This is a genomic window from Reyranella massiliensis 521, assembly GCF_000312425.1.
Lineage (GTDB): Bacteria > Pseudomonadota > Alphaproteobacteria > Reyranellales > Reyranellaceae > Reyranella > Reyranella massiliensis.
This window is the reverse complement of sequence record NZ_HE997181.1, coordinates 2,247,994-2,273,769: the sequence shown is the minus strand read 5'-3', so window position 1 is coordinate 2,273,769 and position 25,776 is coordinate 2,247,994. Positions and strand designations below refer to the sequence as shown.

The following is a 25,776-nucleotide window of genomic DNA, read 5'->3' as shown; positions in this document are numbered from 1 at the left end:
TTGAGATGTACGATTTTGCTTACCATCGTCCGAAGTCGGTTGCCGATGCGGTCGCTCTGCTGAAGGGCAAGGAAGAGGCCCGTCCGATGTCGGGCGGCATGACCCTGATCCCGACGCTGAAGCAGCGCCTGGCCCGGCCGAGCGACATTGTCGATCTCGGCGCCATCAAGGAGCTGGCCGGCATCAAGGTCGAGGGCAACAACGTCGTGATCGGCGGCATGACCCGCCACTACGACGTCGCCAGCTCGGCCGACGTGAAGGCCCAGATCCCGGCATTGGCTGCCCTGGCCGGTCATATTGGCGACCCGGCGGTCCGTAACCGCGGCACCATGGGCGGTTCGGTGGCCAACAACGATCCGGCCGCCGACTATCCGGCGGCGGTTGTGGCGCTCAATGCGACGATCACCACCAACACCGGCAAGCATGCGGCCGACGCCTTCTTCAAGGGCCTGTTCGAAACGGCGTTGAGCGAGGGTGAGCTGATTACCTCGATCAGCTTCCCGAAGGCGGAGAATGCGGCCTACGTCAAATTCCCCAACCCGGCTTCGCGCTACGCGATGGTCGGCGTGTTCGTCGCCAAGACCGCAGGCGGCGTGCGCGTGGCGGTGACAGGTGCCGGCCCGTGCGTCTTCCGCGTCAAGGCGATGGAAGACGCGCTCGCCAAGAACTTCACTTCGGCGGCGATCAAGGACATCAAGATCCCGGCCGACGACCTCAACAGCGACATTCACGGCAGTGCCGAATACCGTGCCCACCTCGTGGGCGTGATGGCTCGTCGCGCAGTCGACGCGGCCAACAAGTAGCCATCGATCTCAGCAGTGACTAACGTCGGGGCGCCCCTTGCCGGGCGCCCCTTTGTTTTCTGGATAATAGCATTCGAGGCGAGTGCACCATGAAGGCCTTGGTTACGGGATTCGATCCGTTCGCCGGCGACGAGGTCAATCCGTCCTCTCTTGCCGTCGGCAAGCTGAAGAAGCACCTCGGCAGCATCGTGGTACACACGGCCGAGCTGCCGACATCCTATGCCCGTTCGGCCGAAGTGCTGCGCGCGGCGATTGAGAAGGCAAAGCCCGACATCGTGCTCTGCGTCGGCCAGGCCGGCGGTCGTACCGAACTGTGTCTCGAGCGCGTGGCGATCAACGTCCAGGATGCACGCATTCGGGACAATGACGGCAAGCAGCCGATCGACAGGCCGGTGGTGGCCGACGGGCCGGCCGCCCATTTCACGACGCTGCCGATCAAGGCCTGCGTGGCCGAAATGCGCAAGGCGGGACTGCCGGCTGCGGTCTCGAACACCGCCGGCACTTTCGTCTGCAATCACATCTTCTATGCGCTGATGGACATTGCTGCCTCGCATCCTCGCCCGATCCGTGGCGGCTTCCTGCACATCCCTTATGTGCCGGAGCAGGCGGCCCGCCTCGGTGGTGCGCCGTCCATGTCGGTCAGCGACATTGTGCGCGGCATCGAGATCATCCTTGAAGTCAGCGCCAGCCGGGAGAGCGACCTCCGAACGGCGGAAGGCCGTATCTCCTGACCCTGGGCGCTACTCGGCCGCGATCGCGAGCGTCGGCGGGACGTGTTGCGGCGACGCGGCCTCCGTTGCGGACGGTCTCTTCACCCTGAACCAGGCCGCATAGAGCGCCGGCAAGAAGAGCAGGGTCAGGGCGGTCGCCACCAGCAGGCCGCCCATCAGGGCGACAGCCATGGGTCCCCAGAATACGCTGCGGGACAGCGGGATCATGGCGAAGATCGCCGTGCCGGCGGTCAGAAGGATCGGCCGCGCGCGGCGCACCGTGGCGTCGATCACCGCATCCCAGTCGGTGTGACCGGCGCGGATATCCTGGTCGATCTGATCCACCAGGATCACCGAGTTGCGCATGATCATGCCGGCAAGTGCAATCACGCCCAGCAGCGAGACGAACCCGAAGGGCTGGTTGAATAGCAGCAGGAACAGCGACACGCCGATCAGACCCAGCGGCGCCGTCAGCATGACCAGTGCGAGCTTGGAGAAGCTCTGGAGTTGGAGCATCAGGAACAGCACCATCAGGAAGGCCATGAGGGGCATCATCTTGAAGATGGAGGCCTGGCTCTTGGCCGACTCCTCCGAATCGCCACCGATCTCGATCCGATAGCCGGGCGGCAGTTCGGCGCGCAGCGGCGCCAGCGCCTTGTCGATGCGGGCAGCGACATCCGGGCCCTGCACGCCGTCGGCGACGCCGGCGCGGACAGTCATGAGCAGTTCCTTGTTGCGCCGCCAGAGGATCGGCTCTTCCAGCTCGAACTTCAGCGTCGCAAGCTGGGCCAGCGAGACCACGCCGCCATTGGCAGTGCGGAAGTTGATGGCTTCGAGACCTTCGACGCTCAGCCGCTCCGGCGCGATCGCGCGGGCGATGACGTCGATCGTCTCGGTGCGTTCGCGATACTGCGTGACCGTCACACCGCTCAGCAGCGTCTGCAGGGCATTGCCCAGCACCTGGGAGTCGACGCCCAGGGCGCGGGCCTTGGCCTGGTCGACCTCCAGCCGCACGGACTTGGCCAGCTCGTTCCAGTCGAAGTTGATGTCGCGCGTCGCCGGATCGGCCTTGAAGACCTGCCGCACGCGTTCGGCGACGGTACGGACCTGCTGTGGATCGTCGCCCAGCACGCGGAACATCACCGGATAGCTGACCGGCGGGCCGTTCTGCAGGCGTTGCACGCGGGCGCGGACGGCTTCGAAGTCCTGGGCAAAGAGCCTGTCCAGCGCGGCAACCACGCGCTCGCGGGCGCGGAGATCCTTGGTCATGACGATGACCTGGCCGAAATTGGCGTTGGCGAGCTCCGGGACCGTGGGCAAGTAGAAGCGCGGGCTGCCGGCGCCGATGTAGGACGTGTAGAAGGCGACGTCGGAATTCTCGCCGAGCCACTTTTCGAGCTTGCGCACTTCCTTGTCGGTCGCGGCCCACGAAGCGCCCTGCGCCAGCTTCATGTCGACGATCAGCTCGGGCCGGTTGGCGGTCGGAAAGAACTGTTTCTGGACCAGGCCGAATGCCGCCATCGAGGCCACGAAGGCGAGCGCGGTTATGGCGATCGTGGTCTTGCGCCAGGTGACGCACCACACGACCAGCTTGCGGAACATCGTGTAGAGCCGGCCGCCATAGGGATCGTGATGATGAACCTTAGGTTGTGGCAGCAGGTGATAGCCCATCCAGGGCGTGAACAGGACGGCGACGAACCAGGAGATGATCAGCGAGAGGCCGACCACCCAGAAGATCGAGTTGGTGTATTCGCCGGCGCCCGACCGGGCGAAGCCCACCGGAACGAAGCCGACAGCCGTGACCAGCGTCCCGGTCAGCATGGGGAAGGCCGTCGAGGTGTAGGCGAAGGTCGCGGCTTCGAGGCGGCTCGCCCCCTGTTCCAGCTTCACCATCATCATCTCGACGGCGATGATGGCGTCGTCGACCAGCAGGCCGAGCGCGATGATCAGAGCGCCGAGCGAGATGCGCTGGAAGTCGATGCCGAGCATCAGCATGCCCACGAAGGTGATCGCCAGCACCAGCGGTACGGAGAACGCCACGATCACGCCGGTGCGAATGCCGAGGCTGATGAAAGACACGACCAGCACGATGGCTAGCGCCTCGAGCAGCGAGGCGATGAACTCCTCGAACGACTTGTCGACGACTTCGGGCTGATTGGCGACGCGATGGACGGTGATGCCGATGGGCAAGTTCGCCTCGATCTCCTTCATGGTCTTGTCGAGGGCTTTGCCCAGCGTCTGGACGTTGCCGCCCTGCGCCATCACCACGCCGAGGCCGATCACCGGCTTCGACTTGAAGCGCATGGCGATCTGCCGCGGGTCCTGGTAGCCGCGCTTGACCTCCGCCACATCGCCCAGGGTCAGCGTCTGACCATTGGCAGTGAAGGGGAGGGCCATGAGCTCTTCCGCCGAAGTCGGCGCCCCATCGACGCGCACGGCGACCCGCTCTCCGCTGGTTTCGATCGTGCCGGTGGCGACGATCGCATTCTGCCGGCGCACAACCTCCAGAATCTGATCGACCGGCACGCCCAGCATGGCGAGCCGGGCATGACTGAACTCGATATAGATCTTCTCGTCCTGCAGGCCGATCAAGTCGGCCTTGGTAACGTCGGGAACACGCAGTAGCCGCTGGCGCACTGCCTTGACGATCTCCTTGACCTCGGCCGGCGAGAAGCCGTCGGATTCGAAGGCCCAGATCAGGCTGTAGGTGTCGCCGTATTCGTCGTTGAAGAAGGGACCGACCACACCCTGTGGCAGGGATGATCTGATATCACCGACCTTCTTGCGCACCTGGTACCAGAGGTCAGGCACTTTGGCGGGCGGAGTATCGTCGCGCAACGAGACATAGATCACGGTCTCGCCGGGCTTGGTGTAGCTCGTCACGTTGAAGAAGTAGGGCAGTTCCTGGAGCTTGGTCTCGATCTTCTCGGTGACCTGTTGCTCAATCTCGCGCGACGTGGCGCCCGGCCAGGCGGCCGATACGACCATCTGCTTGATGGTGAAGGGCGGATCCTCGCCGCGGCCGAGATTGAAGAACGCATAGATACCGGCCGCCGTCAGCGCGATCATGAAGAAGACCGTCAGCGTGCTGTACTTCAACGCCAGCGCTGACAGGTTGGTGCGCGTCGTCATGTCCGTCTCTCCGCGGAAGATTGCGGGCTGCTAGGTAGGTCTGCCTAGCGGGCGGCGTGTTGCGGGAGTTGCAGCTTGACCTTCTGGCCGTGCTCAAGCTTGTGCACGCCGGCCGTGGCGATCAGCTCGCCCTCCTTGGCGCCGGAGGCGATGGCGGCGGTGTCGTCGCGCCAGCGTGCGATCGTCACCGCTCTCAACTCGACGGTGCCGCTCGTGCGGTCGACCACCCAGACGGCCGGCTGCGTACCGCGCTGGAAGATGGAGCTGAGAGGAACCTCGGCAACCGGAGTGGGATCTCGCCGATCGAAGGACAGTGTCGCAGTCATGCCGAGGCCGATGAATTGCGGTGGCTCCAATACGCTGAACCGGGCGGGGTAGGTGCGGGTCGCGGGATCGGCACTGGGAGACAGTTCTCGCAGCCGTGCGGCGTGGCGACGGCCCGGGTCGGACCAGAGTTCGAAGCTTGCCACGGACGCTTCGCGCACGCTCTTGAGGCGATGCTCGGGGACGCCGACCAGGATCTCGAGTTCGTCGAGGCGCGCGACGCGGACCACGCCCTGGCCCTGTGCCATCACCTGCCCGACCTCGGCCTGAACGGCGGTCACTACGCCGGCAGCGTCGGCCCGCAATACCGTGTAGTCGAGGTTGTTCTCCGCCGTCGCGAGCTGGCTCTTGGCCTGATCCACCCGAGCCAGCGTCGTCGACGCCAGGGACTGACGCTGATCGAGGGTCTGGGGGACGAACGCCGTGCTTCCGCGCAAATTGAGGTAGCGTTCGTGGTCAGCCTTGGCGCGCGCATAGTCGGCTTCGGCAGAGACCAGCGCGGCGCGGGCATTGTCGACGGCAAGGCGATAGTCGGTGGGGTCGAGCTCGGCGATGACATCGCCAGGTTTCACGGCAGCGCCGACGTCGACGGCGCGCCGTACGATCTTGCCGGCGACACGGAAGCCCAGCGTGCTCTCGATGCGTGGCACGACCGTACCGGCCAGGGTCAAAGACTGGACCTGCCGGCGATAGGCAATTTCCACGACGCGCGCCGGCCGGATCACCGGCTCGGACGCCGCGACCCGCGATGCATTCGCGGTGAAGGAGAAGACGGCAAAGCCGCCGCCGGCCAGGGCAATGACTGCCGTCGCGAAAGCGACGACCTTGAGAGGGAACTTGCGCGGCAGGCGAAAGGTCGGGAGACGCATGGCGGGGGTTCCTTCGGGCGTTTACAATGCAGCCAAGATAGACTAAACGCCGTTAACTTAACGTCGATAAGTTATCTTCGTTAATATAGGAGTCAAGGGCAGGAGAACCCGATTGAGCGCTTTTTCAACAGCTGCCACCGGAGGCCGTAAGAAACGGGGCGAAGGCCATACCCGTCGCGAGGAAATCCTGCAGGCCGCGAAGGAGCTGTTTCTGGAGCAGGGGTACGACTCGACGACGATCCGCAAGATTGCCGATCGGGTCGGCGTTTCGGCGCCCGCGCTCTACCTCTATTTTCAGGACAAAGAGCAGATGATGCTGGCGCTTTGCGACCAGACCTTCGGGCATCTGATCGACAGCATCGACGAGATCGAGAAGAGCGTCGCGGAACCGCGCGACCGGATACGCCAGTTCGGAGAGGCCTACCTACGGTTCGGCCTCAAGCACCCCGATGAATACCGATTGATCTTTCTGGGCAGCAATGTCCCGGAATCGGTGCGCAAGGTCGGTCATCGCATGCCGACCGACGATCCGACCCGGCCGGGCGTCAACGGGTCGATCGTCTTCCAGCGTCTGGTGAGCGTACTCGTCGAAGCCGAAGCCTCGGGGCTCAAGCTGAACTATCCGGCAGATACCTGTGCCGAACTTTGCTGGATGGGGATGCATGGCCTCGCATCGGCATTGATCCTCAAGCCGGAATTTCCCTGGTCCAATCGCGATCTGCTGATCAACGGCATGCTCGACATGGTGCTGAAAGGGATCATCCGCGACACCTGATGGATCAGGCCACCGCGGCGGCCTTCCGGGCGACGCGTCGACGGGCGAGCTTCGTCAAGCCGTAAGTCGCGGCAGCGCCCATGATCAGTACGCCGATGCCGATCAGGGGGCGATACCATAGCCAGCCGAGGGCGATCACGAGCGGTGCCAGAGCTGCGGTGCAGACCATCGCCACCAAGCCGGCGCCGGCACCGACGATGTTGCCCAGGATCGGAATGATGTCGGCGGCGACGCTGAGCGGCCGCAGGATCAAGGCAAAGCCGACGAACATCACGAAGGCGCCGACGGCACGCAACACCCAGGTAAAGGTGACGTTCTCCTCCTGCGCCGCCTTGAACATGGCGGCTGCAGGCACGGTCCCCGGCGCGATGAGTTCGACCGTCGTGCCGGTATGGGTCGTAAACGGGGCGAGGCTCGTCCCGGCCTGCAGGGCGACGACGCTGGCAGTCTGAAGCGGCACCTGGGAGAAAGTAATCCGCATGTCGCCGACGGCAGGCTGCGAAGGATCGCGTCCGATATAGAGGACGCCGTCGATCACCTTGACCGGCTTGTCGATGCGGATCTGCAGGGCATTGGCCTGCACGTCGGTGGCCTCCAGTGGCTTGGGCTCGCCGAAGCCGCGCACGAGCGACTCAGGCACCGCGAACGCGCCGAGATGCGTGCCGGGCGCCACCACTTCGCGCGACTGATAAGCCATCGTCGGATTGGTGTGGCCGCGGACCTCGCGGAAGCGGCTCGAGTCGATGGGCTTGTCGGCCCAGCCGCGGACGTACTTGTAGGTCGTCGTGCGTTCCTCGCCACCGCCGAACTTGGTGCGGGTCTCCGTGTGTGTCTCCTCCTGCCATTGATACATTTCGACATGGCGCAGGAGGCGAAGACTTTGCATGCGCAGGGCGAAGTCGCCGTCGCCGACCGGCGTGCCTGCCGTCAGCATGCCGTTTACATGGATCAGCCGCTGGTCGTTGCCGGGATCGACGCGATCGGCCGAAACGCTACGGACGACGCCGGCCCCTTCGCTGAGGCCCTGCGCTGTCTTGATGGCACGGCCTTCGTTCCAGAACAGCAGCACGCCGGCTCCGACTACGACCGCGATGCCGACCAGAACGCCGACGATAGCCTGGCCCAAGCGACTGAGCCACGACGTGTTGGTGACTTCGGTCACCTGATCGACGCCGTTGTTTTCAGCCATGAACTGCTCCCGGTTGCGCAGGCAGACTAGCGCCTTGGCCAGACTCGCGGGAAGAGGCTACAGGTCATGGGCGCCCCTGGCTGAAGATCGGGCTTGTGGGGAAACTGAAAAGTGCCCGGCCGCGGATCGTAACGGGCATCATCGCCGGTATAGCGCAGCGACAGCCCGCGACGGCGGTTGCCGCTCGTGTCGTTGCCGGGGGCGCCATGGACGATCATGGCATGGAAAACGAGACAATCGCCCGGTTCCATCGTCCAAGACCGGATATCGTATTTGCCGCGGTCGGCGTCGATGTCGGGAATCTGCTGCAGGTCGCTCGACGTGAACTTGGCCTCGTGGCTCTTGCGGAACGGCGTCGGTCGATAGTTGACGCCCCAGCGGTGCGATCCTGCGATGAACTCGACGGCGCCGTTGCTGAGGTCGATATCGTCGAGCGCGATCCAGACCGATGTGATCTGCCAGCCGGTCACCGGCCAATAGGGCTGGTCCTGATGCCAGGGGGTCGGGTGCGCCGTACCGGGTTCTTTTACGAAGAGCTGATCGTAGAAGAAATCGACGTTCTGTGAGTCCATCAATCGGGCGGCAATTTCGACTGCCGGCGAGGTGAGGGCGGCCATCCGGAAATCGTTGTCCTGCCGCCACATGAACATGTCGCCGAAGAACTTACCGGCGGTGCTGCCTTGGGCGAAGTTGGTCGCGTTGGGGCTGGGGTTGGCGAGGTCGCGCTCGACGGCCTCGCTCAGGATTCCCACCCACACGGCGTCAAAGGCGCCGCGCAGGCAGACGACGCCGTCGCGTTCGTACGCGGCGACGTCAGTGTCGGTGACGGTGATCAAGCGTTCTGAAGAACGTGGACGGCGCGATTGGCGAGCAGGTCCTTGTTCTTGGCCGCATAGGCCTTCATGTGCTCGGACGCGCCGTGGGCCTTGAGGTCGTCCATGGTTTCCCACTTCTCGATGACGGCGAAGGTGTCGGGACCGAACTTGGCGAACGGGCCGCCATCGGTGTCGACGGTCGCGCCGTACTCGATGCAGCCCTTCTCGGCATGCACAGCCGGGACGTTGGCCTTGAAGTTCTTGAGGACTTCGTCGCGCTTGCCCGGCTTGGCCGTGATGATGGCGATGACGTGGATCATTGGTCTCTCTCCCTTGATGTACGCTTAAGCGGCGCGGCCGTGTCGTAGCAGACGACCGGGCAGCTTGTCGTTGGCCGCGATGGTATCCTTGTTGTTCTGCCGGATCAGCTTGCCGTTCACGACCACGGCCTCGATGCCGCTCGCCTCGGACACGAGACGGTCGGCGCCGGCCGGCATGTCGTGGACGCGCCTCAGCGGGCCCGGGTTCACGGTCTTGGGATCGAAGACGACGACGTCGGCTGGGCGGCCTTCGGCCAGCACGCCGCGATCGGTGATGCCGAACATCTCGGCCGGGCGCTGGGTGAGGTTGTGCACGGCTTCTTCGAGGGTGAAGACCTTGCGGTCGCGCACCCAGTGGCCGAGCAGGTGCGTCGAGTAGCAGGCGTCGCAAAGCTGGCTGGCATGGGCGCCGGCGTCCGACAGCGCGATGATCGTGTTTGGATCGGTGATCAGCTCGGCCACTTCCTTCTCGTCGAAGTTCATGACGGCCATGCGGAAGCGGGTCAGCAGGTCATCGGCCAGCGAGATATCGAGGGCGAGGTCGACCGGATCCTTGCCGAGCTTGGCGGCCGCGGCGGCGAGCGGCATCTCCTCGAGCTCGCGATGCGACGGCGACCAGGCGATGACGACGCGATCCCACCAGTTGCGGAACAGCGGAGTCACCTCGCTGCGGAGCTTCTCGCGCCACGCCGGATCGGCATAGGCGCGGCGGCGGGTCCCGGGTTCCTTGGCGTCGGCTTTCGCCAGCTCATTCATGAACGGCATCACGTCGAAGATGAACGGCTCAGCGAAGGTGACCTCGAAGTTCAGCGGCCGGCAGCTCACCTGCGGGATCACCATGGCGCCCGACTTACGCTGCTCGGCGGCAAGGTCGAGCTGCTTGCGATGGCCGCCCGGGCCGTAAAGGTGAGAGAGCAGGGCGGTCCAGGTGACGGGGATGTTGTACTTGCGGCTGACCTCGGCCATGTGGCGGGTCGAGAAATCGCGGCCAATGGTGATTTGCATCAGGCCACGCTTCAACTCGCCCATGACCGAGACGAGCTGGTCCATTTCCTCGACGGTGGCCTGGCGGCTGGGCACCGGTTTGCCGCCATAGCCGCTGTGGCTGACGGAGACCGAGGTGCCAAAGCCGATCGCGCCGGCGTCCATCGCCTCGCGTACCAGCATCTTCATCTTCCCGATCTCATCGGGCGTCGCGGCGCGCTCAGTCGATTCCTCGCCCATGACGTAGAGGCGCAGCGGCGTGTGGCCAAACAGGGCGGCGATGTTGATCGCCGAGCCGCGCTTCTCCAGCGTGTCGAGATATTGCGGGAAGGTCTCGAAAGGCCACGCTGTGCCGAGGCCGGCTTCCAGCGCTTCAAGGCTCATCCCTTCGACCTTCTCGAGCGTCTGCATGATGATCTTGCGATGGGCGGCGCGGGTCGGCGCGACGCCGAAGCCGCAGTTGCCGATCACCGTCGTGGTGACGCCGTGCCATGGCGAGATCGAGAGCATGCGATCCCAGAGGATCTGTGCATCGTAATGAGTGTGGACGTCGACGAAGCCCGGCGAGACGATCTTGCCTTTGGCGTCGATGGTCGTTGTGGCTGCGCCTTCAGCCTTGCCGAGCGCCACGACCTTGCCGTCCTTGATGCCGAGGTCGCCAACGAAGCCGGGCTTGCCGGTGCCGTCGACAATGGTGCCGCCGGTAATCTTGAGGTCGTACGTCATGGCCACTCCGGGGTAAACGGTTGTTCATTTTGGCGTGGGTCTTCTGCAGGGGCAATGCCGTGCTTGCATGGCAAGGTCGCGCTGCTAGGGTCCGCGCGGATTTCGGGAGGTTTGAATGGCCAAGCATAAGATCGCGCTCATTCCGGGTGACGGAATCGGCAAGGAAGTCCTGCCGGAGGGCGTGCGTGTCCTCGAAGCTGCGGCGCGGCGCTTCAACTTCGAGCTCGAGTTCACCGATTTCGATTGGTCATGCGATCGCCTGCTGCAGACCGGCAAGATGATGCCGGACGACGGCATGGAGCAGCTCAAGGCGTTCGAGAGCATCTTCCTCGGCGCCGTCGGTTGGCCGGGCGTGCCGGACCACGTTTCGCTTTGGGGCCTGCTGATCCCGATCCGCCGCGATTTCGACGAGTATGTGAACCTGCGGCCGGTGCGTTTGTTCGAGGGTGTGCCGTCACCGCTGGCCAACCGTAAGCCGGGCGAGATCGACTTCTGGGTGGTGCGCGAGAATACCGAGGGCGAATATAGCCAGCTCGGCGGCCGCATGTTCCAGGGGACGGAGAACGAGTTTGCGGTGCAGGAGGCGGTCTTCACGCGCAAGGGGGTCGATCGCGTACTGAAGTTCGCCTTCGAGTTCGCGCGCGGCACGAAGAAGAAGCATGTCACCTCGGCCACCAAGTCCAACGGCATCATTCACACGATGCCGTTCTGGGACGAGCGTTTCGCCGAGATGAGGAAGAACTACCCCGACATCAAGGCAGACCAGTACCACATCGATATCCTGACGGCCCACTTCGTGCGCAACCCGGATTGGTTCGACGTGGTCGTCGGCTCCAACCTGTTCGGCGACATCCTGTCCGACCTCGGCCCCGCCTTGACCGGGTCGATCGGCGTGGCGCCCTCCGGCAACATCAACCCGGAGCGCAAATTCCCGTCGATGTTCGAGCCGGTGCACGGTTCGGCGCCGGACATTGCCGGCCAATGGATCGCCAACCCGATTGGCCAGATCTGGTCGGGCGCCATGATGGTTCGCCATCTAGGATATCCCGAGGCGGCGGAGGCCATCGAACGGGCGATTGCGGCCTCCCTGGTCGAGGGCGGTCCCAGGACCCGCGACCTGGGCGGCAACGGCGACACCAAGACTGTCGGTGCAGCCATTGCCGAACTCGTGAGGACGGTGTAGCAGCCGGATTATCATGGCGTTTGCACACTTCAGGGAGGAATCCACATGAAACGACGCAACCTGTTCGCTACGGCCGCGGCTGCCGGTCTGGCCCTGGCCCCGCTAGGCGCGCTGGCCCAAGCCGCATACCCGACCAAGCCGATCACCGTGATCGTGCCCTTTGCCGCCGGTGGCCCCACCGATGCACTGGCCCGCGTCCTGACCGCCCGGATGGGCGAGGCGCTCGGCCAGACCATGATCGTGGAAAACGTCGGCGGCGCCGGCGGCACGATCGGTGTCAACAAGGCCGCCAAGGCCACGCCGGACGGCTACACGGTCCTGTTCACCCACATGGGCACGCTGGCGGTCAACATCGCGCTCTACAAGTCGCTGCCTTACGACAGCCAGAAGGACCTCGAGCCGGTTGGCCTCGGCGGTACCAACCCGATGGTGCTGGTGACCAAGAAGGACCTTCCGGCCAAGAACTTCCAGGAGTTCCTGGCTTACGTGAAGGCCAACCAGAAGAAGGCGCAGTACGGCATGGCCGGCATCGGCGCCGCCTCGCATCTCGGCGGCCTGATGCTGAACAACATGATGAAGGTCGACGTGCTGGAAATTCCCTATAAGGGAACCGGCCCGGCGCTGAACGACTTGGTCAGTGGCCAGTTCGACTACATGGTCGATCAGGCGGTGAATGTGCTGCCGCAGATCAAGGGCGGCAACATCAAGGCGCTGGGCGTCAGCACGCTGAAGCGCCTGCCGCAGCTTCCCGATGTGCCGACCATCGACGAGGCCGGTCTCAAGGGCTACGAGGTCACGATCTGGAACGGCTTCTTCGTTCCGAAGGGCACTCCGAAGGACGTCGTCACCAAACTCAACCAGGCGCTGGTTGCGGCGTTGGGTGACGAGAAGGTCCGTGGCCGCCTGATCGAGCAGGCCGTCGATCTGCCGACGGCCACGGAAGCGACGCCGGAAGCGCTGCGCGATCAGCTCAAGGCGTCAATCGACAAGTGGGTGCCCGCGATCAAGGCTGCCGGCGTTCAGCCGCAGTAGAAAGATCCAGACGTCGACGAGAACCGGGCCGCCCCTTGGGGCGGCCCGTTTGCTTTTGGGCCGGTGCGTTCGTCTTCTCGCCGAACAGCGCGCGCGACAACATTTCGAGATCCGGCAGGCTTCGCACGAGTTCCTGTACGCGGTCCGGTGTATCCTGGGGCAATTGAGGAAGGATGATTGGATCGCCGGACAGTATGTCGGCCTCGATCGCGACGCGGACATCGCCAGGACGGCCCGCACGTAGACCTGCGATGACGCGACGATGGGCATGCTGCGGTTGCGTGCGCCTGCGGCCGGGGTTGTCGAAGATGTGCTTGCTGGGATCGGCGAATATGTAACGGTGATAGGGGCCGGTCCTGAGCCAGATATTTTCGATCATGCCGCGCAGTTCCGGCAGGGCGGCCGCTTCGTACAAACGGAAATGGAAGGCCCGGTTCTGGATGGTTGCCTGACGTGCATTGCGCGCCATCTTGGCTTCGTCCAGTTGACGATGGATCGATTCCAGTTCGTCGATGAGACGCGGTTCTGCCTGACGCGCCGCAGCTTCGGCCGCCATACCTTCGAGCGCGACACGGATCACCCTGAGTTCGATGAACTGAGCGCGTGTGAGAAGGGGTACGGTGATCGTGCGCCCAGTGCCGACACTCAGCACGCGTTCGGCAACGAGCTGGAGCAGCGCTTCGCGAACCGGAGTGACGCTTGCCTTGAGCCGCTGCGCCACGTCGCGGAAGGTCAGGCGGGCTCCCGGCGCCAGATCGCCCAGCACGATGGCGGTGCGGATCTCGCGCAGCACCTGAGTGGAAAGACTGACATGCTCAATATGCTGCATCGTGGGCTGGATGGCAGTTTCGCTTGCGAGCCGCAAGGCGGCTTCAGGCGCGTCGCGAAGTTTGACAGGGGAGAAGTCACTGCCCATCCTGTCATATGTTATAACAAAAAACCGAATTTAGGGAAGGAATGGCCGCCATGGCGCCGACCATCACTCAGATCCATCCCGTCTTCGCCGGAGAGGTTTCCGGCGTCGATCTGACAAAGCCGCTCAGCCGCAATGAAGCGGTCGCGATCGAGGAGGGCATGAACCGATACGGGGTGCTCGTCTTCCGCGATCAGAACATTACCGACGAGCAGCAGGTCGAGTTCACCAGGAATTTCGGAGAGCTCGAGGTCAAGGAGAAGCCCGGGAATATTCGCAAGACGACAGAAAGCAGGCTCGGAACCGGTATCAGCGACCTTTCCAACCTGACCAAGGACGGCAAGGTCATATCGGCCGACGACCGGCAGTGGTTCTTCAAGCTGGGCGACCGGCTCTGGCATTCCGACAGCTCCTATGCGGTGATCCCAGCGAAGTTTTCGGCCCTGTCGGCGCGTGCCATTCCGTCTTGGGGCGGTAACACCGACTTTGCCGACATGCGCGCCGCGTACGATGCATTGGACGACCGTACGAAGGCCGAGGTCGAGGACCTGATCTGTGAGCATTCGCTGATCTATTCGCGCGCCGCCGTCGGCTTCACCGATCTCACGCCGGAGGAGATCGCCAACTTCAAGCCGGTGCGTCAGCGCCTCGTGCGGACCCACCCGGTGACGGGGCGCAAGTCGCTATTCCTGTCGTCCCATGCCGGCGCCATCGTCGGTTGGACAATCCCGGAGGCGCGTTCCTACCTGTGCGAACTGACCGAACACGCGACGCAGCGGGAGTTCGTCTACTCCCATCAATGGCGGCAGTACGATCTGGTGATGTGGGACAACCGCACCACCATGCATCGCGCCAAGCGCTTCGACCGCAACGAGGTGCGCGACATGCGTCGCACGACCCTGGGCGGCGACCGTCCCACCGTGGAACAGGCCGAAGCGGCCTGAACTTCGGTCCCGAATAAAACTGAAGAACGATAAGTCCGGCTCGAATGAGCCGGCAATATGGGAGGAATGCCATGCATCGCCGGAGCCTGCTCGCCGCCGTTCTCGGGGGCGTGCCCTTCGCTGCCGCCTGGGGCGAGGAGTATCCGTCCCGCCCCGTGAAGGTCGTCGTCGGCTTTCCGCCCGGCGGCGGCACGGACCTCGTCGCACGCCCGCTCGCGGCGAAGGTCCAGTCGTCGCTCGGCCAGTCCGTCGTGGTCGATAATCGTGGTGGCGCCAATGGTGGCGTCGGCCTTGAACTGGTCGCCAAGAGCCCGCCCGACGGCTACACGATCGGCTATGTGAACAGCAGTGTCGTCGTCACCAATCCACTGCTCTATCGCAGCCTGACGACCAACGTGGAGCGCGATCTCGCGCCAATCTGCACCGTTGCCGATTCGGCGGTCGTGCTCGCGATCCCGGCCGATCTGCCGGCGAAGAATCTCAAGGAGCTTGTGGCGCTGGCGAAGGAGCAGCCCGGCAAGCTGAACTTCGGTTCGGGCGGCCTCGGCAGTGTCGATCATCTGAGCTTCGAGGTGGTGAAGCGCCAGACTGGGATCGACTTTCTGCACGTGCCGTATCGTGGTGGCGGACCGGCGCTAGCCGACATGCTGGGCGGTCGCGTCCAGCTCATGATCTCGAGCTTCGGCATGTACAAGGGCCAGGTGGATGCGGGCAAAGTCCGCATCATTGCCGTGCTCTCGCGCGAGCGTCATCCGGCGCTGCCGGACGTCATGACCGCCGTGGAGCAGGGCTGGCCCAACCTCACCGTCTCCGCCTGGCAGGGTGTCGTCGCGCCGGCCCAGACGCCGGCCGCCGTTCTCGACAAACTGGAAGGAGCCTACCGCCAGGCCGTCGCCGACCCCGAAGTCAGTGCGCTGCTCGTGAGCCTCGGCTACTTCCCGATCTTCCGCGGCCGCAAGGAGACAGCAACCCTGATCCGCGAAGAAACCGCGCGCTGGTCGGCAATCATCAAGGAACTGGGCGTGCGACTCGACTAGGTCGGCGACTCAGGTGGCGATGTCCAACGTGTCGAAAGCGATCTCGACGGCGCGGCGGGTATTGCCGCCATCGTCGCGCAGGGCCAGTACGAGCTTGCGTTCCCACCAGTCGACATCGACCACGCCGAAATTGGCCGCGGCGTAGAGGGCTCCCAGCCGGTTGGGGCCGGCTTCCTTGGCGGCCCAGTAGACCATGTTGAGGCCGCTCGAAGTGGTCTCGTACAGCGGGTAGAGGTCGGCCGGCGTCTCGCGATAGAGCGCGCCGATATGGCGGTCGCCGGAGAGCAGGACAACGCCCTTGGCGCCGCTGGCGCGGATCGTGTCGATCAGCTTCTGCTTCTCCAAGGGCATGTTGCCCCAGCGCTCCCAGCCATGGCCCTCGGCCAGCACCTGGGTGCTCGACACGATCAGCCGCAACTCGGCAGGCTTGCGCAGCTCCTCGGCCAGCCACGCCCACTGCACGGGACCCAGCATGGTCTTGGCCGGATCGGGATCGGGCAGGTAGCGTTCCTTGCCCGGCGCGCCGCGCTGGTCGGTAATCTTCAAGGGAGAACGGAACCAGCGCACGTCAAGGAGGATGACCTGCACGCGCATGCCCGGCGGCCCGATGATCCGCGAGTCGTAGATGCCGTCGCGCTTGCGCCGGATGTCGGTGGCGGGTGCGTTCCAGAAATCGAGGAACAGCTCCTTGGACGCGGCCTTGTGCGCGAACTCAATGCCGCCATCGTTGAGGCCATAATCGTGGTCGTCCCAGACGGCGAGATGGCCCACCGTGTCGCGCAGCCTGGCATAGCCCGTGACTTTTCCCGCTTCCTCGTAGGCACGCTTCAGATTGGCTGCATCGGCGGAATTGAAGTCGCCGTAGACATTGTCGCCGCAGAAGATGAAGAGATCGGGCCGGTAGGACAGCACGGCGTCCCAGATCGGCTGGTCCATGTTCTGGTTGGCGCAGGAGCCGAAGGCGATTCGCGACAGCGGCGGCCGGTTCTGGGCCAGAGCAGGGGTGGAGGTGACGGCGGCAGCCGCCACCAGGTGGGCGAGGGTACGACGCGTGAACATAATGACCACTGAAAAGCCAGGATCCGGCGCTTAGATTACATGCCGATGAAGCGCCACCTCAAACGCGCCCTTGAACTCCTGCTCGTGCCGGTCGCGGCGGCGATCGTCTTCTTCGAGGATGTTCTTCTCCACTATCTCGGCCTTGCGATGGCCGCGATTGCACGCTGGCCGCCGATCGCCCGGATCGAGGGCTGGCTCGCCGGCCTGCCGCCATGGGCAGCCTTGATCGCTTTTGCTGCGCCCTCGACTTTGGTGCTGCCAGTCAAGCTCGCGGCGGTCTGGTTTGCGATGCAGGGCAAGTTCGTGCTGGCGACCGGAGCGATCATGCTTGGCAAGGTCGTGGCGACGGCACTGGTGGCGCGACTTTACAAGATCCTGCGGCCGACGCTGCTGCAGTTGTCCTGGTACCTGCGGGCGGAGACTTGGCTGTTCGACTTCCGCGATCGGGTCTACGGCTTCGTTCGCGCGCTGCCTGCCTGGCAGGCGGCAGCGAATGCAATCCGACGAGCGAAAGCCTGGCTGGTGGAATTGGTTTCCGGTGTCACATCGCGCTAGGTTTCTTTCATGATGGAAGTCATTCCCCTCGACGCGCCGCTGGGCGTCCGTATTGAAGGACTCGATCGCGCCAGCGCCAACGAGCCCGCCGTCGCTGCCAAGCTCAACCGGGCGCTGGCCGAACATCTCCTGGTCGTCGTGCCGGGCGAGCGCATGACATCGGAACAGACCCGCGTTTTTTCGACGGCCTTCGGCGCGCCGCAGAAGCAGCTCCTGCGTTACAAGCGCAGCGGCGGTGTGCCGGACGTGTCGATCATGGTCAGCACGCTTATGCCCGATGGCACAACCGACAAGACCGCTATCCGGGCCGAGGACTGGCACACGGACGATTCGTACTTTGCGATACCGGCCAAGGCGACGCTCCTGCACGGCATCGAGATTCCGAGCCGCGGCGGGGCTACCTGGTTCTGTAACATGCACTCGGTCTACGAGACCCTGCCGGAAGCCACGCGCAAGCGCATCGACGGGCTGCGCGCGATCCATGGCTACGACACGCCACGGGCGCGCAACCGGCCATCGGCGCGCACGCCGGAGGAGATTGCGGAGACGCCCGACGTCGAGCATCCCCTCGTGCGGACGCACCCCGAGACCGGCCGCAAGGCGCTCTACCTGAACCCGAACCGATTGGACCGGATCGTCGGGCTGGAGCGGGCGGAAAGCGACGACCTGCTCGACGAACTCGCCGAGGAAGCGCGCAAGCCGCGGCATCACCATGGCCATGTCTGGAGCGTCGGCGACATCGTGGTGTGGGACAACCGCGCCACGATGCATCGAGTGGTGATCGACTATCCGGTGGGCGAGACCCGAATCATGCAGCGCGTACTGATCGAGGGCGACCGCCCAGTCTGACGCTCGTTGGTCTGATCGCTCAGCGGACAGCTCCTGCTCTGCGCAGGGCATCGATTTCGGCGACGCTGTAGCCGACCTCGGCCAGCACCGCGTCGGTATGCTCTCCAAGTCGCGGTGCGTGCGTTTCCGTGGCGCGTTCGCCACCCGAGAAGGTGTTGGCACGACGCGAGCGGCGGATGCGGCCTTCGCTCGGATGGTCCTCGGCCTGGAAGAATCCCACATCGTCGAGATGCGGATCGGTCAGCAGATCGTCGATTGAATTGTAACGTGCCGCCGGCACATCGAGCCGGTCGAATATCTCCAGCCACTCGGCCGTGGTCTTCTGAGCCAGGCCTTCTTTGCGAACCTCGAAGTAGGCGGCGGCATTCGCGGTACGCGAGGCGGCGCTGTCGAAACGGGGATCCTTCTTGAGTTCCGGCCGGCCGATGGCATCGAAGAAGGCGAAGGCCTGCGGATTGGTGTTGGGGCCGACGGTGATGTAGCCGTCCTGGGTGGGCAGGGGCCTGTAGTCTGGGCTCAACAGCCGACCGTCGCCGCTGGGGCCGACCGGCGGGTCGAAGGTCGCTGCGCCGAGATGCTCGCTGGAGACGAAGGACGCCATGTTTTCCAGCATGGGCACGTCGATAGCCTCGCCACGGCCAGTCTTCTCGCGGCGATAGAGGGCGAAGCCGATGCACTGGGCGGCGATCAGGCCGGTCGTGTGATCGCTCATGACCATCGGCACGAAGCGCGGTTCGCCGGTCGCACGCTCCAGGGTGCCGGCAACTCCCGATAGGCTCTGCACGATGGGATCATAGGCAGGGCGGTTGTAGTAGCGGCCGCCACGGCCGAACGCGAGGATCGAGCAGTGGATCAGGCGCGGGTTCCGCGGTGCCAGGCTTGTATGGTCGAGGCCGGCGCGGGCGAGGCCCTCGGGCCGGACGTTGCTCACGAATACGTCGGCCTTCTCAATCAGACGGTGGAGCGCCGCCAGCGCTTCCGGTTTCTTGAGGTCGAGGACGATGGAGCGTTTGTTGCGGTTGAAGTTGATGAACTTGCCCGACATGCCGGGATTGCGGCTGCCCTGCGCCATGGTGCGCAGGAGGTCGCCGCCCGTCGCTTCGACCTTGATTACCTCGGCGCCGTAGTCGGCGAGGGTACGCGTGCAGATCGGACCGACGACGACGGTGGTCAGGTCGACGACGCGCACGCCATCGAGCGGGCCACTCACGCCGCGAACTCCAGGTCCATCTCGCCGCACAGCACGCCGTTCTTGTCGGCGGCCCAGATCTTGAGCTTGCCGTCCTTCTGCGCCTCGCCGCGCACATCGATCAGGTCGCCGACCCAGAGCGGATGAACGAGGCGGGCAGTGTAACCGGTGAGCTTGCCCTTTGCGTGCTTGAGCGCGGCATCGACCATCAGATGCATGGAAAGGCCGCCGTTCGATACGATCGCGGGATAGCCTTCCTCGCTGCGCGTGTAGTCGCCATCGTAGTGAATGCGGTGCGCATTCCAGGTGATGCCGCCGTAGCGGAAGTTGATCGTGTTGGTGAGCGGGGTCGTGTCGTTCCACGCATGGTCCGTTCGGGCCTGCGTTGCCACCGTTGCCGTGGTCTTCTGTCCCGGCGGTACGGCAGGGCGGTAGATGGCGTCGAACGTATCGACCGCAATCGTCTTGCCGCTCTGCTCGATCGTGTGGCGCATGGTCAGGACGAAGATGTCGCCCGAACGGCCGGTCTTGGGGACGATGTTGGCGACTTCGGCCTTCTTTACCGCTGGCTCGCCAGCGCGCAGGGAGGCCATGATCCTGACCTGGCGACCGGCACCCATGCGGCGCGGCATCGGGATCGGTGGCAGGACGATGCCCTTGTTGGGATGCCCGTCGGGCCCCAGCTCGCCCTGGCGGATCGTCTCGCCAAAGAACACCGTGAACCAATGCGGCGGCAATTCATCGCCCCGTTTGATGCTGTCGGGATCGACGTCGAAGGTCGCAGCGACCCGACGGACGGCCATCATGCCGATATCGTCCTCGACCGTGCGCACGCGCCCGATCCAGGGGCGCAGATCCTTCATCGCTTCGTCCATCCAGCCGCTCATCGCGTCTCGTCCCTCGTGTCTGTTCGCGCAGGAGAGTCGCACGCATGCCGGCAAACAGAAAGGGCCCGCTTTCGCAGGCCCTTCCATCAGTCGAAAGATCGGACGATCAGATCGAGTAGTACATCTTGTACTCGATCGGCGCCGGCTGGTGTTCCCAGTTGTAGACCTCTTCCCACTTGAGCTCCATGTAGGCGTCGATCTGGTCGTCGGTGAACACGCCACCCTTGGTGAGGAAGGAGCGGTCAGCGTCGAGCGAATTCAGCGCCTCGCGCAGCGAACCGGCGACGGTCGGAACCTTGGAGAGCTCTTCCGGCGGCAGGTCGTACAGGTTCTTGTCCATCGGATCGCCCGGATGGATCTTGTTCTGGATGCCGTCGAGGCCGGCCATCAGCATCGCCGCGAAGGCGAGGTATGGATTGGCCGACGGGTCCGGGAAGCGGACTTCGACGCGCTTGCCCTTCGGCGAAGCCGAGTAGGGGATGCGGCACGACGCCGAACGGTTGCGCGAGGAGTAGGCCAGAAGCACCGGCGCCTCGAAGCCCGGAATGACTCGCTTGTAGGAGTTGGTGCTGGCGTTGCAGAAGGCGTTGAGCGCCTTGGCGTGCTTGATGATGCCGCCGATGTAGTACAGCGCCGTCTCCGACAGGTCGGCATAGCCCGAGCCTGCGAACAGCGGCTTGTTGTCCTTCCAGATCGACTGGTGGGTGTGCATGCCCGAGCCGTTGTCGCCGTAGAGCGGCTTCGGCATGAAAGTCAGCGACTTGCCGTAGCTGTGGGCGACGTTGTGCAGGGTGTACTTGTACTTCTGCACATTGTCGGCTGTCTTCACCAGCGTGTCGAACTTGAAGCCGAGTTCGTTTTGCGCCGGCGCCACTTCGTGATGGTGGATTTCCATGACCAGGCCCATGTCGGAGCAGACCGACATCATCTCGGCGCGCAGGTCGTTGTGCGTGTCGACCGGCTGCACCGGGAAGTAGCCACCCTTGACGCCCGGACGATGAGCGAGGTTGCCACCCTCGATTACGGCGCCGCTGTTCCACGGCGATTCGTTCGAGGAGATCGAGTAGAAGCTGCCGCCCATCTGGACGTCGTAGCGCACGTCGTCGAACACGAAGAACTCGAGCTCGGGGCCGAACACGGCCGTGTCGCCAACGCCGGACGACTTCATGTAGGCCTCAGCGCGCTTGGCGGTCGAGCGCGGGCAACGGGCATAGAGCTGGCCGGTCGAAGGCTCGACGACGTCGCAGGTCACGACCAGCGTGGTCTGCGCTGTGAAGGGGTCGAGCACGGCGGTCGAGGGATCCGGCATCAGGATCATGTCGGAATCGTTGATCGCCTTCCAACCACCGATCGACGAACCGTCGAACATCACGCCGTCGACGAACGTGCCCTCGTCGGTGGCAGAGGCCATGCGGGCCGTATGCTGCCACTTGCCGCGAGGATCGGTGAAGCGGAAGTCAACGAACTTGACGTCCTTTTCCTTGATCATCGCGAGAACTTGCTTGGCATCCATTTGTCGTTCGTCCCTCTACTTGTGGTTACGTCTCCGGCCCCCTGAGGCCAGGTCCTCATACGGCGGCGTCACCACGCTCGCCAGTACGAATTCGGATCGCATCGTCGATGCTCGACACGAAGATCTTGCCGTCGCCGATTCGGCCGGTGTGCGCGGAGCTGCGGATCGCCTCGACAGCCTTCTCGACCATCTCGTCTTCGACGATCAGCTCGATCTTCACCTTGGGCAGGAAATCGACGACGTACTCGGCGCCGCGGTAAAGTTCGGTGTGGCCTTTCTGCCGGCCGAAGCCCTTCGCTTCCAGGACGGTGATACCCTTCAACCCGATCTGGTTGAGGGCATCTTTCACCTCGTCCAGCTTGAAGGGCTTGATGATCGCTTCGATCTTCTTCATTGGCTTGAGACACTCCGCACGCAGACACCGGGCCTCCCGGTCGGGAGAGCTCGTTGTGAACGGGCATGAAGCAAATTTCATGCCATAATTTTCCACAGCTCGACTGAAGGATAAGAGGAGAAGGGCAGCCGGTGATTTGTCTGCGGAGTAGGCGGATTGATTAATGTGCGGGCGGTTTTTTGCCCAAATGTAAGGCAGTACGGGATCTTCGATGAAATCTGCGAATTCACTGATGTCCAGCCTGGGCACGACAGTCTTTGAGGTGATGTCGGCGCTGGCCCGTGAGCATAAGTCGGTCAATCTCGGCCAGGGCTTCCCCGACGACAAGGGACCGGATGAGGTACGGGCGGCCGCGGCCGACTACCTGCTGAACGGCCACAACCAGTATCCCCCCATGATGGGGATCCCCGAGTTGCGACAGGCGGTGGCGGAGCACGCTAAGCGCTTCCAGGGCCTCGACGTGGATTGGCAGACCGAGGTGCTTGTTACCTCCGGCGCTACGGAGGCCCTGGGCGACTGCCTGTTTGGGCTGATCGAACCGGGCGACGAGGTGGTCCTGATTGAGCCGCTCTACGACTCCTACCTGCCGATGGTGCGTCGGGCAGGGGGTATTCCGAAGATGGTTCGTCTGGAACCGCCAAGCTGGCGCCTGCCCAAGGAAGAGTTGGCCGCGGCCTTTAGCGATCGTACGAAGCTCATCCTGTTCAACACGCCGATGAATCCCTGCTCGAAGGTCTTCGACGAAGAGGAACTCGACTTCATCGCCGGGCTCTGCCTGAAGCACGATGTCTACGCCATTTGTGACGAGGTCTACGAGCACATCATCTTCGACGATCGCCGCCATGTTTCGCTGATGACCCGCCCTGACATGCGCAACCGGACGGTGCGCATCGGTTCGGCAGGCAAGAGCTTCAGCCTCACGGGCTGGAAGGTTGGCTACATCACGGCCGCGCCCGACCTCATGCGGGCGATCGCCAAGACGCATCAGTTCATGACCTTCACGACTCCACCGAACCTGCAATGGGGGGCGGCCACAGGCCTACGTCTGGGAGACAACTATTTTACGGGACTGGCCCGGGATATGCAACGCAAGCGCGACCGGCTGGCCGGCGCGCTGTCCGAGATCGGTTTCGAAGTGTTGCCGGCCCACGGTACCTACTTCGTGACCACCGATTTCCGGCCGCTTGGCTTCAACGGGACAGACGAGGATTTCTGCCGACATATCACGGTGGAGGCGGGGGTGACCGCCGTGCCGGTCAGCGCGTTCTACGATGAGTCCGCCCAGGCGCCACGCCACTTCGCGCGTTTCTGCTTTTGCAAGCACGATGCGACGCTCGACAGCGCGGTGGAGCGTCTGGCAGCGCATTTTCGTTGAATATCACCACAATTTGCAGTCTAGCGAGCTCAGGCTGCAATTGTTACATTTTCTTAGGGACGATATAGAGTGCCGGCGCGTAAGATTACTGCATTGGCATTGCCATTATTCATGTCGACAACGAGATCGTGTCAATATCAGCCACCCTCAAGCCTGCCCGGATCGACGGTCGCCGCCTGCGCAGCGAGCGGACGAAGCAGCTGATTATCGAGGCCTACCTCGCCTTGTTGCGGGAAAGGCCGCAAGCGCCCATGCCGACCGCAGCGGATATCGCGGAGAGGGCGGGCTACTCGGTGCGGTCGATCTTCGAGCGTTTTCCTGACCTCCATACCTTGCGCGTCGCTGCGGCTGACTATGGCCTTGCCCATGCTGCGGCCCTCGCGCCGGCCCGCGATGTCGACGGCGATCGCCCGACCCGGATTAAGTCCCAGGTGGAAACTCGCGCGGGAACCTGTGAGCGCGGTGTCGCGCTCTGGCGTGCGCTCACAGTCAATGTCGACGAGGACGATGCGCTGACGGCCCGGCTTCGCATCGCTCGCAACCGGACGATCCACCGGCTCGAGATCATGTATCGGCCCGAGCTCTCGACCCTTTCCGAGGTCGAGCGGAGGAACATGCTGATTGCCCTGGAAGCTTTGACGGATATCGAAAGTTGGGCGCGGATGCGCGAAATGCATGGCCTGTCATTTGCCGAGTCCTGTTCTCTCTGGATGCGGGCCATCGACCGGATGCTCCCGCCGACTCCGCTCTAGCTCTGACCTCTCAACATTTGGCGACGGAACTCAGCAACGTGTCGGATGCGTCGATAAAGAAGCCCAATCGGATCGACGGCCGTCGTCTGCGCAGCGAGCGGACGAAGCAGCTCATCATCGAGGCCTACCTGGCGCTCGCCGATGCCCATTCGCCGCGTGTTCCGACGGCTGCGGAGATCGCTGAGAAGGCGGGCTACGCGGTGCGATCCGTCTTCGAGCGCTTCCCGGACATTCGCGCCCTTCAGATTGCTGCCGTCGACTATGCAATGGCTCAGGTGACGGCGTTGGCCCCGTCCGGCGAGCTCGAAGGCGATCGGGAATTACGGTTGAAGTCGCAGGTCCGTGCGCGGGCCGAGGTCTGCGAGAGGTGGTTGTCCTTGTGGCGGTCGCTAATCATCAACCAGGGCGATTCCATGGAGCTGAAGGACCGTATCAGGCAGGCGCGCGAACGCTACATCGCGCGCCTCGAGATCATCTATCGGCCTGAACTCGCCACCGTGTCGGAGCTGGAGCGCCGGCAGCTCCTGATTGCGCTTGAAGCACTGACCGATGTGGAAAGCTGGGCCCGTATGCGACAGTTTTTCGGGCTGTCTTTCGAAGAAGCCTGCACAGCATGGGTGCAGGCCGTCGACAGATTGCTTCCTCGGGTTCCGGGCAGCGCCTGATGGACCCCAGGACTGGCCAGGTGAACAAGTCTTCCGACGCCAAGCCGGTCCGAACCGACGGTCGTCGTCTGCGCAGCGTGCGGACGCGGCAGCTCATCATCGACGCATATCTCCTGCTCCTGCGGGAAAGTCCGCAGATTCCCACAGCCGCGGCGATAGCACGGCGTGCCGGCTATTCTGTGCGCTCGGTGTTTGAGCGTTTTCCCGACCTTCATACGCTGCGCGTTGCGGCGACCGACTATGTAATGTCGCAGGCTTCCCTGCAGGCGGCCGGCCACCCGCCCAAAGGCAACCGCGCCTTGCGCCTGAAGACACATGTCGAGACGCGAGGCCGCGTCTGCGAGGAGTGGCTGCCCCTGTGGCGAGCACTGAATGCCAATCAGGGGGAGTCCGCGGAACTCAAGGACCGTATTCGGCGGGCTCGGGAGCTCGTTATCCGTCGCCTCGAAACGATGTACGAACCCGAACTGTCGACCCTGGGGCCGGTCGAGCGTCAACAGACGGTTTTGGCGATCGAGGCGTTGATCGATTTCGAAAGCTGGGCGCGGATGCGCCACATGTTCGGCCTGACGTACGAGCAAGCCTGCGCCCTCTGGGTGAGCGCGATCGACCGTTTGTTGCCGCCGACGCCGTCAGTTTCTTGACGCTCCGGCCCCTGGAGCGTAGGAAGGCGCCGCTTCGTCGGGAGCGATCCACGATGGCGGCCGTAGCTCAGTTGGTTAGAGCGCCAGATTGTGATTCTGGATGTCGCCGGTTCAAATCCGGTCGGCCGCCCCAATCGC

The 25,776-nt window shown here is 64.0% G+C and carries 25 protein-coding genes and 1 tRNA gene; 14 read left to right on the top strand and 12 right to left on the bottom strand.

Translation table 11 applies throughout. The features are described 5' to 3' along the window. The first annotated feature begins 5 nt into the window (after positions 1 to 5). Positions 6 to 803, top strand: a complete 798-nt coding sequence (locus BN60_RS11205; protein ID WP_020696136.1) for an FAD binding domain-containing protein — start codon at positions 6 to 8, stop codon at positions 801 to 803. An 89-nt stretch (positions 804 to 892) separates the two neighbouring features. After that, the gene (gene pcp, locus BN60_RS11200; protein WP_020696135.1) at positions 893 to 1,534 is read left to right on the top strand and encodes a pyroglutamyl-peptidase I; all 642 of its coding nucleotides are present in this window, start codon (positions 893 to 895) and stop codon (positions 1,532 to 1,534) included. 9 nt (positions 1,535 to 1,543) lie between these two features. On the opposite strand, the gene BN60_RS11195 is transcribed toward pcp, so the two are convergent. Both BN60_RS11195 and BN60_RS11190 read right to left on the bottom strand, forming a co-directional pair. After that, positions 1,544 to 4,645: an efflux RND transporter permease subunit gene (locus tag BN60_RS11195; RefSeq protein ID WP_020696134.1), complete on the bottom strand. Its 3,102-nt coding sequence runs from the start codon at positions 4,643 to 4,645 to the stop codon at positions 1,544 to 1,546. A gap of 44 nt (positions 4,646 to 4,689) precedes the next feature. Continuing rightward, the gene (locus BN60_RS11190) at positions 4,690 to 5,838 is read right to left on the bottom strand and encodes an efflux RND transporter periplasmic adaptor subunit (protein ID WP_020696133.1); all 1,149 of its coding nucleotides are present in this window, start codon (positions 5,836 to 5,838) and stop codon (positions 4,690 to 4,692) included. A gap of 112 nt (positions 5,839 to 5,950) precedes the next feature. Here BN60_RS11190 and BN60_RS11185 point away from each other — a divergent pair, with 112 nt between their 5' ends. Then, entirely contained in the window at positions 5,951 to 6,613 is a 663-nt protein-coding gene (locus tag BN60_RS11185) for a TetR/AcrR family transcriptional regulator (protein WP_020696132.1), read from the top strand. Positions 6,614 to 6,617: 4 nt separating this feature from the next. Here the strand turns inward: BN60_RS11185 and BN60_RS11180 are convergent, their stop codons facing one another. The 4 genes from BN60_RS11180 to BN60_RS11165 are packed head-to-tail and all read right to left on the bottom strand — an operon-like array spanning position 6,618 to position 10,647. Then, positions 6,618 to 7,802 carry a TMEM43 family protein gene (locus BN60_RS11180; protein WP_020696131.1) on the bottom strand — a complete coding sequence of 395 codons (1,185 nt, stop codon included), beginning with the start codon at positions 7,800 to 7,802 and terminating at the stop codon, positions 6,618 to 6,620. Between the two features lie 26 nt (positions 7,803 to 7,828). After that, a complete protein-coding gene (locus tag BN60_RS11175; protein ID WP_020696130.1) occupies positions 7,829 to 8,638 on the bottom strand; it encodes a phytanoyl-CoA dioxygenase family protein in 810 nt (269 codons plus the stop codon). Beyond that, entirely contained in the window at positions 8,635 to 8,937 is a 303-nt protein-coding gene (locus BN60_RS11170; RefSeq protein WP_020696129.1) for a putative quinol monooxygenase, read from the bottom strand. Before BN60_RS11170 ends, BN60_RS11175 begins: the two co-directional genes overlap by 4 nt. A gap of 24 nt (positions 8,938 to 8,961) precedes the next feature. After that, the gene (locus BN60_RS11165; protein WP_020696128.1) at positions 8,962 to 10,647 is read right to left on the bottom strand and encodes an N-acyl-D-amino-acid deacylase family protein; all 1,686 of its coding nucleotides are present in this window, start codon (positions 10,645 to 10,647) and stop codon (positions 8,962 to 8,964) included. 115 nt (positions 10,648 to 10,762) lie between these two features. Here BN60_RS11165 and BN60_RS11160 point away from each other — a divergent pair, with 115 nt between their 5' ends. Further along, positions 10,763 to 11,830: a tartrate dehydrogenase gene (locus BN60_RS11160; RefSeq protein ID WP_020696127.1), complete on the top strand. Its 1,068-nt coding sequence runs from the start codon at positions 10,763 to 10,765 to the stop codon at positions 11,828 to 11,830. 45 nt (positions 11,831 to 11,875) lie between these two features. Next, positions 11,876 to 12,862 (top strand): tripartite tricarboxylate transporter substrate-binding protein, encoded by a 987-nt coding sequence (locus tag BN60_RS11155; RefSeq protein WP_020696126.1) that lies wholly within the window; start codon positions 11,876 to 11,878, stop codon positions 12,860 to 12,862. Here BN60_RS11155 and BN60_RS28805 read toward each other — a convergent pair. Beyond that, complete coding sequence (locus BN60_RS28805; protein WP_083856065.1) at positions 12,834 to 13,778, bottom strand: GntR family transcriptional regulator; 945 nt, start codon at positions 13,776 to 13,778, stop codon at positions 12,834 to 12,836. The two genes, BN60_RS11155 and BN60_RS28805, sit on opposite strands and share 29 nt — an antisense overlap. Before the next feature lie 50 nt (positions 13,779 to 13,828). On the opposite strand from BN60_RS28805, the gene BN60_RS11145 reads away from it, so the two are divergent. Together BN60_RS11145 and BN60_RS11140 are read left to right on the top strand one after the other, a co-directional pair. Further along, positions 13,829 to 14,719, top strand: coding sequence for a TauD/TfdA dioxygenase family protein (locus BN60_RS11145; RefSeq protein WP_043285366.1), 891 nt, complete (start codon positions 13,829 to 13,831; stop codon positions 14,717 to 14,719). Between the two features lie 71 nt (positions 14,720 to 14,790). Next, positions 14,791 to 15,756 carry a Bug family tripartite tricarboxylate transporter substrate binding protein gene (locus tag BN60_RS11140; protein ID WP_020696123.1) on the top strand — a complete coding sequence of 322 codons (966 nt, stop codon included), beginning with the start codon at positions 14,791 to 14,793 and terminating at the stop codon, positions 15,754 to 15,756. Between the two features lie 9 nt (positions 15,757 to 15,765). Here BN60_RS11140 and BN60_RS11135 read toward each other — a convergent pair whose 3' ends face one another. After that, the gene (locus BN60_RS11135) at positions 15,766 to 16,815 is read right to left on the bottom strand and encodes an alkaline phosphatase D family protein (protein ID WP_020696122.1); all 1,050 of its coding nucleotides are present in this window, start codon (positions 16,813 to 16,815) and stop codon (positions 15,766 to 15,768) included. Between the two features lie 45 nt (positions 16,816 to 16,860). On the opposite strand from BN60_RS11135, the gene BN60_RS28800 reads away from it, so the two are divergent. Continuing rightward, entirely contained in the window at positions 16,861 to 17,370 is a 510-nt protein-coding gene (locus tag BN60_RS28800; protein WP_148283378.1) for a hypothetical protein, read from the top strand. Positions 17,371 to 17,379: 9 nt separating this feature from the next. After that, positions 17,380 to 18,219 carry a TauD/TfdA dioxygenase family protein gene (locus BN60_RS11125; RefSeq protein WP_020696120.1) on the top strand — a complete coding sequence of 280 codons (840 nt, stop codon included), beginning with the start codon at positions 17,380 to 17,382 and terminating at the stop codon, positions 18,217 to 18,219. A gap of 19 nt (positions 18,220 to 18,238) precedes the next feature. Here BN60_RS11125 and BN60_RS11120 read toward each other — a convergent pair whose 3' ends face one another. The 4 genes from BN60_RS11120 to BN60_RS11105 form a co-directional block, all read right to left on the bottom strand. Next, on the bottom strand, positions 18,239 to 19,429 hold the full coding sequence (locus BN60_RS11120) for a CaiB/BaiF CoA transferase family protein (RefSeq protein ID WP_020696119.1): 1,191 nt from the start codon (positions 19,427 to 19,429) through the stop codon (positions 18,239 to 18,241). Continuing rightward, positions 19,426 to 20,295, bottom strand: a complete 870-nt coding sequence (locus tag BN60_RS11115) for an HTD2 family dehydratase (RefSeq protein WP_020696118.1) — start codon at positions 20,293 to 20,295, stop codon at positions 19,426 to 19,428. Before BN60_RS11115 ends, BN60_RS11120 begins: the two co-directional genes overlap by 4 nt. Before the next feature lie 106 nt (positions 20,296 to 20,401). Further along, positions 20,402 to 21,808 (bottom strand): type I glutamate--ammonia ligase, encoded by a 1,407-nt coding sequence (gene glnA / locus BN60_RS11110; protein ID WP_020696117.1) that lies wholly within the window; start codon positions 21,806 to 21,808, stop codon positions 20,402 to 20,404. Positions 21,809 to 21,863: 55 nt separating this feature from the next. Beyond that, positions 21,864 to 22,202, bottom strand: a complete 339-nt coding sequence (locus tag BN60_RS11105) for a P-II family nitrogen regulator (protein ID WP_020696116.1) — start codon at positions 22,200 to 22,202, stop codon at positions 21,864 to 21,866. 211 nt (positions 22,203 to 22,413) lie between these two features. On the opposite strand from BN60_RS11105, the gene BN60_RS11100 reads away from it, so the two are divergent. From BN60_RS11100 to BN60_RS11080, 5 genes are all read left to right on the top strand, one after another. Further along, positions 22,414 to 23,577 (top strand): aminotransferase, encoded by a 1,164-nt coding sequence (locus BN60_RS11100; RefSeq protein ID WP_043283836.1) that lies wholly within the window; start codon positions 22,414 to 22,416, stop codon positions 23,575 to 23,577. A 251-nt stretch (positions 23,578 to 23,828) separates the two neighbouring features. Further along, positions 23,829 to 24,329 carry a hypothetical protein gene (locus BN60_RS28795; RefSeq protein WP_148283377.1) on the top strand — a complete coding sequence of 167 codons (501 nt, stop codon included), beginning with the start codon at positions 23,829 to 23,831 and terminating at the stop codon, positions 24,327 to 24,329. Further along, positions 24,230 to 24,994 carry a TetR/AcrR family transcriptional regulator gene (locus BN60_RS28790; protein ID WP_177324801.1) on the top strand — a complete coding sequence of 255 codons (765 nt, stop codon included), beginning with the start codon at positions 24,230 to 24,232 and terminating at the stop codon, positions 24,992 to 24,994. Before BN60_RS28795 ends, BN60_RS28790 begins: the two co-directional genes overlap by 100 nt. Next, positions 24,994 to 25,638: a TetR/AcrR family transcriptional regulator gene (locus BN60_RS28785; RefSeq protein ID WP_020696112.1), complete on the top strand. Its 645-nt coding sequence runs from the start codon at positions 24,994 to 24,996 to the stop codon at positions 25,636 to 25,638. The genes BN60_RS28790 and BN60_RS28785 overlap by 1 nt, the downstream gene beginning before the upstream one ends. A gap of 56 nt (positions 25,639 to 25,694) precedes the next feature. Next, positions 25,695 to 25,771, top strand: a tRNA-His gene (locus BN60_RS11080). The last annotated feature ends 5 nt before the right edge of the window (positions 25,772 to 25,776 follow it).